This window comes from Streptomyces phaeofaciens (genome assembly GCF_014648915.1).
Lineage (GTDB): Bacteria > Actinomycetota > Actinomycetes > Streptomycetales > Streptomycetaceae > Streptomyces > Streptomyces phaeofaciens.
Genome location: NZ_BMSA01000007.1, coordinates 249592 through 265926, shown reverse-complemented (window position 1 = coordinate 265926; position 16335 = coordinate 249592). Strand labels below are relative to the sequence as shown.

The 16335-nt window shown below is 70.5% G+C and carries 14 protein-coding genes and 2 riboswitches; of the genes, 8 read left to right on the top strand and 6 right to left on the bottom strand.

What is annotated here, in order from left to right; translation table 11 throughout:
• Position 1: 1 nt before the first annotated feature.
• From IE275_RS15540 to IE275_RS15510, 7 genes are all read left to right on the top strand, one after another.
• A complete protein-coding gene (locus tag IE275_RS15540) occupies positions 2 to 1150 on the top strand; it encodes an acyl-CoA dehydrogenase family protein (RefSeq protein ID WP_189711858.1) in 1149 nt (382 codons plus the stop codon).
• Positions 1147 to 2223 carry an enoyl-CoA hydratase/isomerase family protein gene (locus tag IE275_RS15535; RefSeq protein WP_189711857.1) on the top strand — a complete coding sequence of 359 codons (1077 nt, stop codon included), beginning with the start codon at positions 1147 to 1149 and terminating at the stop codon, positions 2221 to 2223. Before IE275_RS15540 ends, IE275_RS15535 begins: the two co-directional genes overlap by 4 nt.
• Complete coding sequence (mmsB, locus tag IE275_RS15530; RefSeq protein ID WP_189711856.1) at positions 2220 to 3116, top strand: 3-hydroxyisobutyrate dehydrogenase; 897 nt, start codon at positions 2220 to 2222, stop codon at positions 3114 to 3116. The genes IE275_RS15535 and mmsB overlap by 4 nt, the downstream gene beginning before the upstream one ends.
• On the top strand, positions 3113 to 3907 hold the full coding sequence (locus IE275_RS15525; protein WP_189711855.1) for an enoyl-CoA hydratase: 795 nt from the start codon (positions 3113 to 3115) through the stop codon (positions 3905 to 3907). Before mmsB ends, IE275_RS15525 begins: the two co-directional genes overlap by 4 nt.
• A gap of 41 nt (positions 3908 to 3948) precedes the next feature.
• Positions 3949 to 4103, top strand: a riboswitch (cobalamin riboswitch).
• 37 nt (positions 4104 to 4140) lie between these two features.
• Complete coding sequence (locus IE275_RS15520; RefSeq protein ID WP_189711854.1) at positions 4141 to 4362, top strand: CbtB domain-containing protein; 222 nt, start codon at positions 4141 to 4143, stop codon at positions 4360 to 4362.
• A 20-nt stretch (positions 4363 to 4382) separates the two neighbouring features.
• Positions 4383 to 5141: a CbtA family protein gene (locus IE275_RS15515; RefSeq protein ID WP_189711853.1), complete on the top strand. Its 759-nt coding sequence runs from the start codon at positions 4383 to 4385 to the stop codon at positions 5139 to 5141.
• 146 nt (positions 5142 to 5287) lie between these two features.
• Complete coding sequence (locus tag IE275_RS15510) at positions 5288 to 5635, top strand: hypothetical protein (protein ID WP_189711852.1); 348 nt, start codon at positions 5288 to 5290, stop codon at positions 5633 to 5635.
• A 207-nt stretch (positions 5636 to 5842) separates the two neighbouring features.
• Here the strand turns inward: IE275_RS15510 and folP are convergent, their stop codons facing one another.
• The 6 genes from folP to aceA all read right to left on the bottom strand — a co-directional run bounded on the left by folP (position 5843) and on the right by aceA (position 14408).
• Positions 5843 to 6694: a dihydropteroate synthase gene (folP, locus tag IE275_RS15505; RefSeq protein ID WP_189711851.1), complete on the bottom strand. Its 852-nt coding sequence runs from the start codon at positions 6692 to 6694 to the stop codon at positions 5843 to 5845.
• Entirely contained in the window at positions 6687 to 7598 is a 912-nt protein-coding gene (metF, locus tag IE275_RS15500) for a methylenetetrahydrofolate reductase [NAD(P)H] (protein ID WP_189711850.1), read from the bottom strand. Before metF ends, folP begins: the two co-directional genes overlap by 8 nt.
• 75 nt (positions 7599 to 7673) lie before the next feature.
• Positions 7674 to 9992: a 5-methyltetrahydropteroyltriglutamate--homocysteine S-methyltransferase gene (metE, locus tag IE275_RS15495; RefSeq protein ID WP_189711849.1), complete on the bottom strand. Its 2319-nt coding sequence runs from the start codon at positions 9990 to 9992 to the stop codon at positions 7674 to 7676.
• Between the two features lie 165 nt (positions 9993 to 10157).
• Positions 10158 to 10377, bottom strand: a riboswitch (cobalamin riboswitch).
• Between the two features lie 179 nt (positions 10378 to 10556).
• Positions 10557 to 11426 (bottom strand): 3-hydroxybutyryl-CoA dehydrogenase, encoded by an 870-nt coding sequence (locus IE275_RS15490; protein WP_189711848.1) that lies wholly within the window; start codon positions 11424 to 11426, stop codon positions 10557 to 10559.
• The gene (gene aceB, locus IE275_RS15485) at positions 11423 to 13021 is read right to left on the bottom strand and encodes a malate synthase A (protein WP_189711847.1); all 1599 of its coding nucleotides are present in this window, start codon (positions 13019 to 13021) and stop codon (positions 11423 to 11425) included. The genes IE275_RS15490 and aceB overlap by 4 nt, the downstream gene beginning before the upstream one ends.
• Positions 13022 to 13124: 103 nt before the next feature.
• A complete protein-coding gene (gene aceA / locus IE275_RS15480) occupies positions 13125 to 14408 on the bottom strand; it encodes an isocitrate lyase (protein WP_189711846.1) in 1284 nt (427 codons plus the stop codon).
• A gap of 380 nt (positions 14409 to 14788) precedes the next feature.
• Between aceA and IE275_RS15475 the strand changes: the two genes are divergently transcribed.
• A complete protein-coding gene (locus tag IE275_RS15475; RefSeq protein WP_189711845.1) occupies positions 14789 to 16195 on the top strand; it encodes a short-chain fatty acyl-CoA regulator family protein in 1407 nt (468 codons plus the stop codon).
• Positions 16196 to 16335 lie beyond the last annotated feature (140 nt).

Sequence of the window (16335 nt, the reverse complement as noted above, 5' to 3'; positions counted from 1 at the left end):
CATGACCGCCACCCTGCTCACCGAGGACCAGCAGGCCCTTGTCGAGACGACCCTGGACTTCGCCCAGGACCACCTCGCCCCGCACGCCCTGGACTGGGACCGCGACAAGTACTTCCCCGTCGACGTCCTGCGCAAGGCCGCCGGACTCGGACTCGGCGGCGTCTACGTCCGCGAGGAGTCGGGCGGCTCCGGTCTCACCCGTGCCGACGGCGTCCTCGTCTTCGAGACGCTCGCCTCTGGCTGCCCGTCCATCGCCGGCTACCTCTCCATCCACAACATGGTCGCCTGGATGATCGACCATTACGGCGACCGGGCCCAGCGCGAGCGATGGCTGCCCCGCCTGTGCGCCATGGAGGACCTGGCGAGCTACTGCCTGACCGAACCCGGCGCCGGATCGGACGCCGCCGCCCTGCGCACCCGTGCGGCACGCGACGGCGACTACTACCTCCTGACCGGCGTCAAGCAGTTCATCTCGGGCGCGGGCGCCTCCCAGGTGTACGTCGTCCTGGCGCGCACCGGCGAGGCCGGGCCGCACGGCATCTCCGCGTTCCTCGTCGACAAGGACGACCCCGGCCTCTCCTTCGGTCCCGACGAGCGCAAGATGGGCTGGAACGCCCAACCCACCCGCCAGGTGATCCTGGACGGTGTCCGGCTGCCCGCCGACCGGCTCCTCGGCCGCGAGGGCGACGGCTTCCGCATCGCCATGAACGGCCTCAACGGCGGCCGGCTCGGCATCGCCGCCTGCTCGCTCGGCGGAGCCCGCAGCGCCCTCGACCGCAGCCTCGCGCACCTCGCCGACCGGGAGGCGTTCGGCCGCCGGCTCCTCGACGCCCAGGCACTTCAATTCCGCCTCGCGGACATGGCGACCGAACTCGCCGCCGCCCGCGCGCTGGTCCAGCAGGCCGCCCAGGCTCTTGACCGGCGCGATCCCCAGGCGCCCCACCTGTGTGCGATGGCCAAGCAGTTCGCCACCGACACCGGCTACTCCGTCGCCGACCGCGCCCTGCAACTGCACGGCGGCTACGGCTACTTGAGCGAGTACGGCATCGAGAAGATCGTCCGGGACCTGCGGGTCCACCGGATCCTGGAAGGAACCAACGAGATCATGCGCGTCATCGTGGCCCGCGGCTTGACGGAGGCGTTCGGATGACCGCCACCGACGACTCCGTACTGGTGGGCACCGAGGGGCGCGCCGCGCACCTCACCCTCAACCGTCCCAAGGCGCTCAACGCCCTCACCCACACCATGGTCCGCTGCATGGACGAGGCACTGAAAACCTGGGAGCGGGACCCGGCCGTCGAAACCGTCGTCCTCACCGGCGCCGGTGAGCGCGGCCTGTGCGCGGGCGGCGACATCCACGCCATCCACCATGACGTCCGCGACGGGGACGGCACCGTCTCGGCGGCCTTCTGGCGGGACGAGTACCGGCTCAACGCCCGCATCGCCTGCTACCCCAAGCCCTACGTCGCCGTCATGGACGGCATCGTCATGGGCGGCGGCGTCGGCGTCTCCGCCCATGGCAGCGTCCGGATCGTCACCGAACGGTCCAAGATCGCCATGCCGGAGACAGGCATCGGGTTCGTCCCGGACGTCGGCGGTACGTACCTTCTGGCCCTCGCCCCCGGTGAACTGGGCACCTACCTCGCCTTGACGGGCGTGCGGATCGGCGCCGGGGATGCCCTGCTGTGCGGACTCGCTGACCACTACGTACCGTCCGCCACGCTCCGGCTCTTCGTCGACGACCTCGCAACGATGCCTGTACGAAAAGCCCTGAATCGTCATGTGCGGCCCGTGCCGGAGGGCGAGCTGGCCACGCGGCGCGAGTGGATCGACTCCTGCTTTGCCGCCGACACGGTCGAGGAGATCGTCCAGCGGCTGCTCTCGCACGGCGCCCCGGCCGCCAAGGAGACCGCGGAAACCCTGCTGGCCAAGTCGCCCACCGCTCTCAAGGTGACCCTGGCCTCCCTGCGCCGTGCCCGGCGGCTGGGTCCGCTGGAGCGGGTGCTGGAGCAGGAGTACCGCGTTTCCTGCGCGGCGCTGACCGCGCCCGATCTGGTCGAGGGCATCCGTGCCCAGGTCATCGACAAGGACCGTAACCCGCGCTGGTCACCGGCCACCTTCGCCGAGGTGACCGATGCCGACGTGGAGAGCTTCTTCACCCCGCTCGGCGAGCGTGAACTCGGGCTCGCCGGACCTGACAGCACCGAGGAGGTGGCCTGGTGAGCGGGACCGTCGCGTTCATCGGACTGGGACACATGGGCAGCCCCATGGCCGCCAGTCTCGTCAAGGCCGGCCGGCGGGTCCAAGGCCACGACCTCGTGCCCGCTGCCCTCGACGCGGCCGCAGGAGCAGGGGTCGAACCGGCCGCCTCCGCTGCCGAGGCCGTCGCGGACGCCGACGTCGTCGTCACCATGCTGCCCGCAGGACGCCATGTCCTCGGCCTCTACGACGACATCCTTGCCGCCGCCCGCCCCGGCACCCTCTTCGTCGACTGCTCCACCATCGACGTCGCCGACGCCCGCACCGCACACGAACGCGCCCGGGCCGCCGGGATGAGGAGCCTGGACGCACCCGTCTCCGGCGGAGTCGTGGGCGCCGAGGCGGCCACGCTGACCTTCATGGCCGGCGGGGGAGAGACGGAGTTCACCGAGGCGCTGCCACTGCTGGAGGCCATGGGCAAGAAGGCCGTGCACTGCGGAGGTCCGGGCGCCGGACAGGCCGCGAAGATCTGCAACAACATGATCCTCGGCGTCTCCATGATCGCCGTCAGTGAGGCGTTCGTCCTCGGCGAGAGCCTCGGACTGTCCCACCAGGCCCTGTTCGACGTGGCCTCCACGGCGTCCGGGCAGTGCTGGGCGCTCAGCGTCAACTGCCCCGTCCCCGGACCCGTCCCGGCCAGCCCCGCCAACCGCGACTACCGGCCGGGCTTCGCCGCCTCCCTGATGGCGAAGGATCTCGGCTTGGCCGCCAACGCGGTTCGTGCGGGCGGCGTCCAGGCGGAACTCGGACTGAAGGCAGCCGAGTTGTTCGCCGTCTATGCCGAGCGGGCCGGTGCCACGGAGGACTTCTCCGGCATCGTACGAACCATCCGGGACCAGAGCGGAGAACAGGCATGACCACGGCAGACCTGGCGCAGGACTACGAGACCATCCTCGTCGAACGCAAAGGGCGCACGGCCCTGCTCACCCTCAACCGGCCGAAGGCCCTCAACGCGCTGAACCTGAAGGTCATGGAGGAGGTCGTGGCCGCCGCCGAGGCCCTGGACCGGGACCCGGACTGCGGCTGCATCGTCATCACCGGCTCGGCGAGGGTGTTCGCGGCCGGCGCCGACATCAAGGAGATGCAGCCGCAGGGGTATATGGACATGTACCTCGCCGACTGGTTCACGGCCTGGGACCGGCTCGCCCAGGTACGCACCCCGACCGTCGCCGCCGTCGCCGGATACGCCCTCGGAGGCGGCTGCGAGCTCGCCATGCTGTGCGACATCCTGCTCGCCGCCGACACGGCCGTCTTCGGCCAGCCCGAGATCAAGCTGGGTGTGATCCCGGGCATCGGCGGTTCCCAGCGACTGACCCGTGCCGTGGGCAAAGCCAAGGCGATGGAGCTGTGCCTGACCGGGCGCACCATGGACGCGGCCGAGGCCGAGCGCGCCGGGCTCGTCTCCCGCGTGGTCCCCGCCGACGACCTGCTCGGCGAGGCACTCGCGGTGGCGGAGACCGTCGCCGGCATGTCACTGCCGGTGGCGATGATGGCGAAGGAGGCGGTCGGCCGGGCCTTCGAGACCACGCTCGCCGAAGGTGTCCGCTTCGAACGCCGCCTGTTCCATGCGGTGTTCGCCACGGCCGACCAGAAAGAGGGCATGAACGCCTTCGTCAGCAAGCGGCGGCCCGAGTTCCGGCACAGGTAAACATTTAGTAAGGGTGGCCTCTGCGAGGAGGCGCACTATTGGTCATGCACCGGCCGACAGGTAGCGTCGGTACGATTCGACGACGGCGAAACGGAAGCCGGTGAGAAACCGGCACGGTCGCGCCACTGTGAACGGCGCGCCTCCTCTCGAAGGGGCGCACCGTAAGTCAGACCCGTGGCCGTCGTCCTGTGCACCACCGAGATGGGACGCGAACTCCCAGAGGAGGCCCTGCCATGGCGCAGCATGTCGCACCGCCGACAGCCACCACCCCCGCTCTCCCCGGCAAGCTGCCACTGAAGGACATTGCCCCCTGGGCGGTCTTCTTCGGCATCCTGATGCTGGTCCTGCTGTACTTCGTCGGCGCCGAGCAGGGCGCCACCGCGGTCGTCTCCGGCGAGGACGTCCACGAGTGGGTGCACGACGCCCGCCACCTGCTCGGCTTCCCCTGCCACTGACCCGAGGGGAACCAGCACCCATGAACTCCGCAACTGTGAGAAACCTTCTCGTGCGGGGCATGCTCGCCGGCCTCGCGGCCGGCTTGCTCGCCCTGGTCGTCGCCTACTTCCTCGGTGAACCGTACGTCGACAAGGCGATCGGCTTCGAGGAGTCGCACGCTGCCGCGCACGAGCACGAGGTCGAACTCGTCTCCCGCAGCCTCCAGTCCACTGCCGGTCTTGCCACCGGCGTGCTGATCTACGGGGTCGCGTTCGGCGGCATCGCCGCTCTCGCGTACTGCTTCGCGCTCGGCCGCGTCGGCCGCTTCAGTCCCCGGGCCACGGCTCTGCTGCTGTCGGGGACCGCGCTGCTCGCCGTGTACGTCGTGCCGTTCCTGAAGTACCCGGCCAACCCGCCGGCGGTCGGCAACGGCGACACCATCGGCAAGCGGACCACGCTGTACTTCCTGATGATGGTGCTCAGCGTCCTCCTCGCGGTGGCCGCCACCATCCTGGGCAAGCGGCTCGCACCGAAGCTGGGCACCTGGTATGCCACCGTCGTGGCGGTGGCCGCGTTCGCCGTCGCGATCGGCCTGGCGTACGCGTTCCTGCCCGTCATCAACGAGGTGCCGAACGACTTCCCGGCCACCGTGCTGTGGCGGTTCCGGCTCTCCGCCCTCGCCATTCAGGTGACCCTGTGGGGCGGCTTCGGACTGGTCTTCGGCGAACTGGCCGATCGCCTGTTCCATCCGAAGCCCGCCACCTTGTCCACGGGTACGGCGGTGGCCGCTTCGCAGTGACATGACGCCATGACGAGAGGGCCCGCGGAACCATCCGGGGGCCCTCTCGCGTTCTCCAGGCATCGAGGACTCGGACCATGGACATGCCGCAACGACCTGACCGATCGGGCACCGGCACCTACAGCGGCGAGAAGCGGAGAGCCTGAGTGAGCAGACAGCCTCAGCCGCGTCGCATCACCCTCGGGGGCCGCGAAGCGGTCGCCCTGACGCTTGAGGAATACGAGCGGCTGATCGCCAGCCGACGCCAGATCGGCGGCCAGAGTGCCCGCGTCCGCGTGCTCGGCCAGCAGGTGAAGAGGACCGAGCAGCTCCTTCATGAGCTGGAGACCCTGGTCGCGGTCCCGGCCGAGGGCTGCGAGCGGACACGCCGGGAGCACAGCTCGGGCGGCGCGTTGTGCCACACCGCCCCAGCCCCGGCGGCGGACACGGACACCGACTGCCTGCGCTGCGCGATCGCGGACCTGCTGCGCCGCCACCGGGACCCGGCGTCCTGATCCACCGGCGGGACAGCCCGCCGCTCAGCCGACCGGTTCAGCAGTCCGGCCCGCTCGTGCGAGGCGCTCCCGGCCGCTGCTCCCGGGGCCGCGCTGGCTTCCGGTCCGTCCAGCTGGCGTCCCAGCCCTAGGTTTCAGCGCACGGCCGGCCAGGGCTCGGGCAGGAGCCGGCGCGGGGCTACCCCGCGCGACACCGTCGGTGTCCGGTCACCAGCCGCTCTCCTTGGCCGATTCCAGGGCTTCGAAGACCGTGAGGGCGTCGCGGAGGGCGGCTACGTCGTGCGTGCGTATGTAGTCCGCGCCGCTGCGCGCGGCGTACAGTTCCGCGGCCAGGGTGGCCGGACCGATCCCGGAGACGTCGCTCCCGGTGAGCGTCCGCAGGAAGGACTTCCGTGAAGGGGAGACGAGCACCGGTACGTCGAAGCGGGCCTTCAACCGTTCGAGACCGGCCAGGGTCCTGAGCGACGGTTCGGGACTGCTGCCCAGGAAATAGCCCAGTCCCGGATCGATGACCAGCCTGTCGCGACCGATGCCGGCCGCCTCCAGTGCGGCCAGGCGGTCGGCGAGGAACTCGTCGATGCCTCTGCACACCACCGTGGGATCGGTCCGCACCTTGGTGGCGGGGCCGTGACGCTGTACGGAGTGCATGACGACGAGCCGGCAGCCGGTGTCGGCGAGTTCCTCGTACCGGGCGGGATCGTCGAAGCCCTGGATGTCGTTGAGATACGTGGCGCCCCGCGCGGCGGCGAACCGCTGTGTCGCGGGCCGGTACGAATCGACCGACACCGCGATGCCGTCGGCGACCAGCTGATCGATGACGTCGGCCAGCCGCCTCACCTCCTCGGCCGCGGTCACCTTCTCGGCTCCCGGACTGCTCGCGGCAGGCCCGAGCTCGATGACGTCGGCTCCCTCCGAATGCAGCCGGTGGGCGTGAGCCAGCGCGGCGGTCGGGCTCAGGAACCTGTTCCCGTCGGAGAACGAGTCCGCGGTGATGTTGACGATCCCGACCAGCGAAGGGCGCCGGATTCCCACGGGTGAGGGGTGCGCGTGCTCATCCATTGAGGCCAAGGTTCTGGTAGATCTCCGTCGTCACTGTGGAGAAATTCATGGTCATGAAGTGCAGTCCCGGAGCCTCTTCGGCGATCAGGCGGCGGCACATCTCGGTGGCGTGCTCGATCCCGAGCGCCCTGACCGCTGCGGGGTTGTCCTGCACGGCGACCATGCGCTCGGCCAGCCGGTCGGGGACGACGGCGGTGGAGAGCGTGGGAATGCGGCGCAGTGAGCGGATCGTGGTGACCGGCATGATCTCCGGGATGATCGGTGTCTCACATCCAGCGGCTGTCACGCGGTCGCGGAAGCGCAGATAGTCCTCGACGTCGAAGAACATCTGCGTGATGGCGTAGTCGGCTCCGGCCCGGCACTTGTCGACGAAGTGGCGGATGTCGCTGTCCCGGTCGGGGGAGCGGGGATGTATCTCGGGGAAGGCGGCGACGCCGACACAGAAGTTTCCGGACTCCCTGATCAGGCTGACCAGTTCGGCCGCGTACCGGACGCCCTGCGGATGCATTCTCCAGGGACCGAGCGGATCACCGGGCGGGTCTCCGCGCAGAGCGAGAACATTACGTACGCCCTGGTCGGCGTAGTGACCGAGAATGTTGCGCAGTTCGGAGACACTGTGGTCGACCGCGGTGAGGTGGGCGACCGGAGTGAGTGTGGTCTCCTGGGCGATCCGCCCCGTGACGCCGACGGTCCGGCCCCTCGTCGAACCGCCGGCGCCGTAGGTCACCGAGACGAAGGTGGGCGACAGCGCCTCCAGCCGGCGGATCGCGGTCCAGAGTCCGGCTTCGGCCGCCGCGCTGCGTGGCGGCATGAACTCGAACGAGTAGGAGCGGCCGCCCCGGGCGAGGAGGTCGCGAATGGATACTGCGCTGTCTGTCCTTGTGCTGGGGATACCGAGAGCCATGTGCTGCTGCTTTCTCTCATGCCCGGGACCGGGGGAGGACGGCGGTGCTTCCTCCCCCGGCCGATGGGGCTGCCGTCAGGACGCGGAGAGTTCCTCACGGACCGCGCGGGCGGCGGCGACCAGGTTCTCCAGGGCGGCGCGGGTCTCGGGCCAGCCGCGGGTCTTCAGGCCACAGTCGGGGTTGACCCAGAGGCGTTCGGCGGGGATGGCCTTCAGCCCGGTCCGCAGCAGGGCGGCCGCCTCCACCGTGCTCGGAACGCGCGGTGAGTGGATGTCGTACACGCCCGGTCCGGCCTCGCGCGGGTAGCCGTGGGCGGCGAGTTCACGGGCGACCTGCATATGGGAGCGGGCGGCCTCCAGGCTGATGACGTCGGCGTCGAGGTCGTCGATGGTCTGGACGATGTCACCGAACTCGGCGTAGCACATGTGCGTGTGGATCTGGGTGTCTGCCCGTACGCCGCTCGTGCTGAGCCGGAACGCCTCGGTGGCCCAGGCCAGATAGGCCGGGCGATCGGCGACCCGCAGGGGGAGGGTCTCGCGCAGTGCGGGCTCGTCGACCTGGATCACGGAGGTCCCGGAGGCTTCCAGGTCGTTCACCTCGTCGCGCAGGGCGAGGGCGACCTGGCGGGCGGTCTCCGCGAGGGGCTGGTCGTCGCGGACGAAGGACCAGGCGAGCATGGTGACCGGACCGGTGAGCATGCCCTTGACCGGGCGTGAGGTGAGGGACTGGGCGTACGCGGTCCAGCGCACGGTCATCGGTTCGGGGCGGGAGATGTCGCCGGCCAGGATCGGCGGGCGGACGTACCGGGTGCCGTAGGACTGCACCCAGCCGTGCTGGGTGGCCAGATAGCCGGTGAGCTGTTCGGCGAAGTACTGGACCATGTCGTTGCGTTCGGCCTCACCGTGCACGAGGACGTCCAGGCCGGCCTTCTCCTGGAAGGAGATCACCTCCTGGATCTCGGCCCTGATGCGCTCCTCGTAGCCTGCCGTACCGATGCGGCCCGCCCGCAGGTCGGCCCGTGCGGTGCGCAGTTCGCCGGTCTGCGGGAACGAGCCGATCGTGGTGGTCGGCAGCAGCGGCAGGCCGAGGTGGGCGCGCTGCGCCGCCGCGCGTCCGGTGTACGGCTGGGACCGGCGGGTGTCGGCGTCCGTGACGGCGGTGGCGCGGGCCCGTACAGCCGGGTCGTGCGTGACGGGCGAGCTCGCGCGGGAGGCCAGGTCGGTGCGATTGGCGGCGAGTTCGCCGGTGATCGCGCCCGTGCCCTGGGAGAGGCCCTTGGCGAGGGTGGCGATCTCGGCGGTCTTCTGCCGGGCGAAGGCGAGCCAGCGCAGGATCTGCGGCTCGATGTCCCGCTCCGCGCCCGAGTCGAGCGGCACGTGAAGCAGGGAGCAGGAAGCGGCGACGTCGACCCGGTCGGACAGCCCGAGCAGGGTGCCCAGGGTGGACAGGGACTTCTCCAGGTCGTTCACCCAGATGTTGCGGCCGTTGACCACGCCTGCGACCAGGCGCTTGCCGGGCAGTCCGCCCACGGCGGCCAAGGCGTCCAGGTTGGCGGCGGCGGCCTCGGTGAAGTCCAGGGCGAGACCGTCGACCGGGGCCTTGGCCAGGACGGGGAGCGCGTCGCCGAGCCGGCCGAAGTAGGAGGCGACCAGCAGCTTCGGCCGGTCGGTGAGAGCGCCGAGGTCGCGGTAGGCGCGGGCGGCGGCGTTCAGCTCGGCGGGGGTGCGGTCCTGGGTGAGGGCCGGCTCGTCGAGCTGCACCCATTCGGCGCCGGCCGCGCGCAGGTCGGCGACGATCTCCGCATACACGGGCAGTAGCCGGTCGAGAAGGGTGAGCGGGTCGAAGTCGACGGGCACGCCGGGCGCGGGCTTGGCCAGCAGGAGGTAGGTGACCGGCCCGACCAGGACGGGCCGGGCGGTCAGGCTCAGCGCCAGGGCCTCCTTCAGCTCGGCGACCTGCTTCGTCGAGTCGGCCGTGAAGACGGTGTCCGGGTCGAGCTCCGGGACGAGGTAGTGGTAGTTCGTGTCGAACCACTTGGTCATCTCCAGCGGCGCGACGTCCCTTGTGCCGCGCGCCATGGCGAAGTAGCCGTCGAGGCCGTCGGCGGCCACCGCGTCCCGGTGGCGGGCGGGGATCGCGCCGACCATCACGGTGGTGTCGAGGACGTGGTCGTAGTACGAGAAGTCGCCGGTGGGCACTTCGTCGATGCCGGCCGCGGCCAGTTGCCGCCAGTTGGCGCGACGCAGTCCGGCGGCGGTGGCCCGGAGGGCGTCGGCGGTGACGCGGCCCTTCCAGTAGCCCTCGATCGCCTTCTTCAGTTCCCGGTTCGGGCCCTGACGGGGGTAGCCGTACAAGGTGGCCCGTGCTGCCGCGGCTGCGGACTTCGCTGTCACGGAGATCTCCTTCGCGAGATGAATCCCTGAGATCCCGGCGACGGGACGCGAGCGCGAAGGGGTGACGAACCGGACGGAAACGACCCCGCGCTGCACAGCGCGGTCCTGCGCCCGATATGTACGCCGACCCGCCCACGAGGTCACCGGAATGTCCGCGCACGGAGTGCCGCACGCGGGCAGTTGGCAGGTCTTCGGACTCGCGGGCACGTCTCTGTCGTACGAGACACCTACTGGCCGTCGCTTCCCAGGCCCTGTACGTCGGGCCCAGTGCTATGACGGCGGTCGTTCCCGCTCACCGCTGCGGGGCAGTCCCGGATTTCCACCGGGTTCCCTCTTTCGACACCCCGCCTGGCGGACGGGGCGAACCAGCTGCACCCGCCAGCGTAAGGGTTGTCGCTCCGCGGGGCAGGGAGCCGTCCAGGATCCGGAAGGCGATTCTCGACCTTCCCGATCGAAACACCAGGGGGAGGGAAGCGCCGCACTTGCGCTTCCCTCCCCTCCCAGTGACACCAACCGGACCCCCGGCGGCCGTGCGGGCCCCTCAGCCCGCGTCGTACCAGGCCCTCAGTCCTGGTCGTAGGTGTGGAACCCCCGGCCGGTCTTCCGGCCGAGCAGTCCCGCCTCCACCATCCGCTGGAGCAGCGGTGGCGGGGCGTAGAGCGGTTCGCGGAACTCGTCGTAGAGGGACTCCGCGATGGAGGCGACGGTGTCCAGGCCGATCAGGTCCGCGAGTCTGAGCGGGCCCATGGGGTGGGCGCAGCCCAGTTCCATGCCGGTGTCGATGTCGGCGGCGGTGGCGAAGCCGGACTCCGCCATACGGACGGCCGACAGCAGGTAGGGGATGAGCAGGGCGTTGACGACGAAACCCGCCCGGTCCCGGGAATGGATCACCGTCTTGCCGAGCGTCCCGGTGGCGAATTCCTGTACGGCGGTGACCGCCTGCGGTGATGTGTGCAGGGAGGTCACGACCTCGACCAGGGGCAGCACGGGCACCGGGTTGAAGAAGTGCAGGCCCACGACCCGGTCCGCGCGGCCGGTCGCCATCCCGAGCCGCATGATCGGGAGGGAGGAGGTGTTGGTGGCCAGGACGGCCGCAGGGTCCTCGACGATCTTGTCGAGCGCGGCGAAGACCTCGGTCTTGGCAGCCGGATTCTCCACGACGGCCTCGACGACCAGCTGCCGGTCGGCCAGGTCGTCCAGGCTGCCGCTGAAGACCATCCGGGCCAGGGTGTCCGCGGCCGCGCTCGCCTCCAGCTTGCCGCGCTGCACCGCGCGGTCCAGCGACGCCGCCACCCGGTCCCGTGCGGCCCTGGCGGCCACCGCGTCCACCTCGCACACCACGGTGTCCAGTCCGGCCCGCGCGCACACCTCGGCGATGCCCGCTCCCATCTGCCCGCCGCCGACCACGCCGACCCGCCGGATGCCCGCGCTCATGCCCCTGCCTCCGTCCGCCGCACGAGGTGGCGGGTGTACGCGTCCGGGGTGAAGAACAAGGGCAACTCGGCTGTCATGACGATCCGTTCGAAGAGGGCGCGGATGTCGTCGACGGGTGCCCACGGGTACTCGGCGCCGAGGGCGGCGACCTCGTCGTCGAGCAGCCGCAGCACCGTCTCCCGGTCGATCACCCGGTGCCGGAGCCACTGCCAGATCTGCACACGGGCGATCTCGGCGGTGGCCGCGTCCTCCATCAGGCCTTCGACGGCGACAGCGCCCTGGCCCCGCTGCCAGGCGGCGAAGTAGCGCAGCGCGACGGCGATGTTGGTGCGCACGCCCTCCTGGGTGGGCGGGCCGCTGATCCGGCGCACCGACAGCAGCTCGATGGGCGTCACCTCTACGTCGTCGCGGGTGCGGTCGAGCTGGTGCGGCCGGTCGCCGAGGACGCCGTCGAAGACCTCCTGGCACACCGGCACCAGCCCGGGGTGGGCGACCCAGGAGCCGTCGAAGCCCTCCTCGGCCTCGCGCTCCTTGTCCAGGCGGACCTTTGCGAGTGCGGCCTCGTTCGCCGCCGGGTCCTTGCCGGGCACCTGGGCCGCCATGCCGCCGATGGCGTGGGCGCCGCGCTTGTGGCAGGTGCGCACGAGGAGTTCGGTGTAGGCCCGCATGAAGGGGGCGGTCATCGTGACCTTCGCGCGGTCGGGGAGGAGGAAGTCCGTGCGGTGGCCGAAGGTCTTGATGATGCTGAACAGGTAGTCCCAACGGCCCGCGTTGAGGCCGGCACTGTGCTCGCGCAGCTCGTGGAGGATCTCCTCCATCTCGAACGCTGCCGTGATCGTCTCGACGAGAACGGTGGCACGGATCGTGCCGCGCGGGATGCCCAGCAGCTCCTGGGCGAGGAGGAAGACGTCGTTCCACAGCCGGGCCTCGTAGCGGTTCTCCAGCTTCGGGAGGTAGAAGTACGGGCCGTACCCCGCATCGATCTGCCGCTGGGCGCAGTGGAAGAAGTACAGGCCGAAGTCCACCAGAGAGGCGGGCACGGGTGCGCCGTCGACCTCCAGGTGCTCCTCGTCGAGGTGCCAGCCGCGCGGGCGGACCATGATCGTGGCGAGCTCGTCCCGGCCCGCGAGCCGGTACTCCTTGCCCTCGTCGGTGGTGAAGTCGATGCGGCGCTCGATGGCGTCGAGCAGGTTGAGCTGGCCGCCGACGATGTTGTCCCAGGTGGGAGCGGTGGCGTCCTCGAAGTCCGCCATCCAGACCATGGCCCCGGAGTTGAGGGCGTTGACGGTCATACGGCGATCCGGCGGGCCGGTGATCTCCACCCGCCGGTCGGTCAGGCCGGGCGCGGGCGGTGCGACCCGCCAGGTGGGGTCGGCCCGGACCGCGGAGGTGACCATCGGGAAGTCGAGCGGGGAGCCCGACGCCAGCCGCAGCACCTGCCGACGGCGCTCCTTCAGCAGCTCCCGACGGCGGTCACCGAAGGCGGCGGCGAGCCGGCCGACGAAGTCCAGGGCGGCGGGCGTGAGGATCTCGTCGTGCCGGTGGCCTCCGGCGGCGAGGACGCGGATGCGGTGGGGCGGTGCGATCGTGGACATCGGGTTCTCCGTCAGTGGTCGGGAGCGGAGGGGGACGGGGACGGTCGTCCGCCCTCCGCTCGGCCAAGGGCCGGCCGGGCGGCGTGGCGCCCGGTGCGGCGGCCTAGTGGAACTGCTCTTCCTCCGTGGAGCCGGCGAGCGCCGTGGTGGAGGAGGCCGGGTTGACGGCGGTGGAGACCAGGTCGAAGTAGCCGGTGCCGACCTCACGCTGGTGCTTGACCGCGGTGAAGCCGTGCTCCTGCGCGGCGAACTCGCGCTCCTGGAGGTCGACGTAGGCGGTCATGCCGTGCTCGGCGTAGCTGCGGGCGAGGTCGAACATGCCGTGGTTGAGGGAGTGGAAGCCGGCCAGGGTGATGAACTGGAACTTGTAGCCCATGGCCCCCAGCTCCCGCTGGAACTTGGCGATCTGGTCGTCGTCAAGCGCGGCCTTCCAGTTGAAGGACGGCGAGCAGTTGTAGGCCAGCATCTGATCGGGGTACCGCGCGTGGATCGCCTCGGCGAACTCGCGGGCCTGCGCCAGGTCGGGCGTGCCGGTCTCCACCCAGATGAGGTCGGCGTAGGGGGCGTAGGCGAGGCCGCGGGCGATGACCGGGGCCATGCCGTTGCGTACGCGGTAGAAGCCCTCGGCGGTGCGCTCGCCGGTGACGAACGCGGCGTCGCGCTCGTCGACGTCGCTGGTGATTAGGTTGGCGGCGAGGGCGTCGGTGCGAGCGACGATGACGGTCGGCACGTCGGCGATGTCGGCGGCGAGGCGGGCCGCGTTCAGGGTGCGGATGTGCTGGGACGTGGGCACCAGCACCTTGCCGCCGAGGTGGCCGCACTTCTTCTCGGAGGCGAGCTGGTCCTCGTAGTGGATGCCGGCCGCACCGGCGGCGATCATCGCCTTGGTCAGTTCGAAGGCGTTCAGGGGGCCGCCGAAACCGGCCTCGGCGTCGGCGACGATCGGGGCGAGCCAGTCGGTGGTGTCGGCGCCGCCCTCGGCGGTGGCGATCTGGTCGGCGCGCAGCAGCGCGTTGTTGATGCGCCGGACCACCTGTGGCACCGAGTTGACTGGGTAGAGGCTCTGGTCGGGGTAGGTGTGGCCGGCCTGGTTGGCGTCGGCGGCGACCTGCCAGCCCGACAGGTAGATCGCCTGGAGCCCCGCCTTGACCTGCTGGACGGCCTGACCGCCGGTGAGCGCGCCGAGCGCGTGGATGTAGTCCTGTTCGTGCAGCTGGCGCCACAAGCGCTCGGCACCCCGGCGGGCCAGCGTCTGCTCCTCGCGGACACTGCCGGAGAGCCGGACCACGTCCTCGGCGCTGTAGGTGCGCTCGATGCCCTGCCAGCGCGGGTCGGTCGCCCAGCGCCGCGCGAGTTCCTCGGCCGTCTGCGTCGTCGCCTGTGCCATGGCTGTCACCGTTTCCTCAGTGTGTTGCGTCTGCCAATCCGGAGCCGCTTCGACAGCGGATGGCACTGCGTGTCTCTAGGTGGGATGCGGCCCGCCGTCGCCCTGGGAAGGGCGAAGGTGAACAATGCTGCCGGCGCAGCCACCGCCATTGCCGGGATCTCCGACGTCAGGGCATGAATCGCGCCCCGGTTCCGGGCTGTGCCTGCCGGGTCCGGCGGGCCGCACTACGACTCTGGCATTGGCACTGAGTGCCATCAATGTTAGCAGCGTGCCAACTTTTGCGAATCTTCCAGCCGCCTTTTGCCAATCTTGCGAAGGGGGCGACCAGTGATGGTTCCCGTACGCTGATCAGTTCGGGGACCAGGGCGAAGGAGTGGTCGGTGAGCAAGATTTATGCGGGGGCACGGCTGCGGCGGCTGCGCGAGGACCGCCCGATGAGTCAGGCCGAACTGGCCCGTGTGCTCGGCATCTCGCCCAGCTACCTGAACCAGATGGAGCACGACTCCCGTCCGCTCACCGTCCCGGTTCTGCTGCGGCTGACGGAAGCCTTCGGCGTGGACGCGGGCTTCTTCTCGGAACGCGACACCAGCCGCCTCGTCGCCGACCTCAGAGAAGCACTCGCCCCCGAGATCACCGCGTCCCGGGTGTCCCCGTCCGACCTCGTCGACCTCGCCTCCCGCATGCCGGCCATCGCCGAGGTCCTCCTCGATCTCGGCCGCCGCAACCACCTCCTGGCCGAACGCCTCGTCGGCACAGCGGACGGCCGAGACACCCCTCCTGACCTGCCACGCTCACCCCACGAAGAGATCCGCGACTTCTTCTACCGCCGCCAGAACTACCTGCACGACACCGACCTCGCCGCCGAGCGCCTCGCCGAGGAGATCGGCATCCGCCCCGGTGACGTCCTACGGGTCCTCACCTCGCGGCTCGCCGACCACCACGGCGTACACCTGTCCGGCGAAATCGGCGACCACCTGCACCACTACGACGAGCCGACCCGCAGCCTGTACCTGTCCTCCCGCCTGCGCCCCGGCCAGCGCGCGTTCCGCATGGCCACCCAGCTCGCCCTGCTCGAATACGGCGACGAGCTCGACCGCCAAGCGGCCGAGGAGTTCCCACCCGGTTCCCCAGCCCGCGACCTGGCCCGCATCGGCATCGCCAACTACTTCGCAGCGGCGCTGATCCTGCCGTACACCGCCTTCCGTGCGGCTGCCGAAGAGGTCCGCTACGACATCGAACGCCTCACCGACCGCTACGGCGTCGGCTACGAGACCGTCTGTCACCGCCTCAGCACCCTCCAACGCCCACGCCTGCGCGGAGTGCCCTTCTCCTTCGTCCGCGTGGACCGGGCCGGCAACATGTCCAAACGGCAGTCCGCGACCGGCTTCCACTTCTCCCGCGCCGGCGGCACCTGCCCGCTCTGGAACGTCTACGAGGCCTTTGCCGCGCCCGGCCGCATCCACGTCCAGGTCGCCGAAATGCCGGACGGACAACGCTACTTGTGGACGGCCCGCGCGATCACCCGGCACCGCGGCGGCTGGGGCGAACCCGGCAAGACCTTCGCCGTCGGCCTCGGCTGCGAGATCCGCCACGCCCACCGGCTCGTCTACTCCGACGGCCTCGACCTCGCCAACACGTCCACCGCCACCCCCATCGGCATGGGCTGCCGCGTCTGCGAACGCCTCGACTGTTCCCAGCGGGCCGCACCACCCCTCGGGCGCCCCCTGCTGATCGACCAGAACACCAGCACGTTCGTGCCGTACCCGGTCGTGGAGCCTGTCACCTGACCTTGGATCCTGTGTCCCTCCACCACCGAACCGAAGCAGGCCGCCGGGTGGCTGGAGTGGAAGACCATCCTGGAGACGCTCGACCTACCCCTGTGGGCCCAGGCGCCCAGCGGGGTCGAGGCAGGGTTCCGCATCGGCGT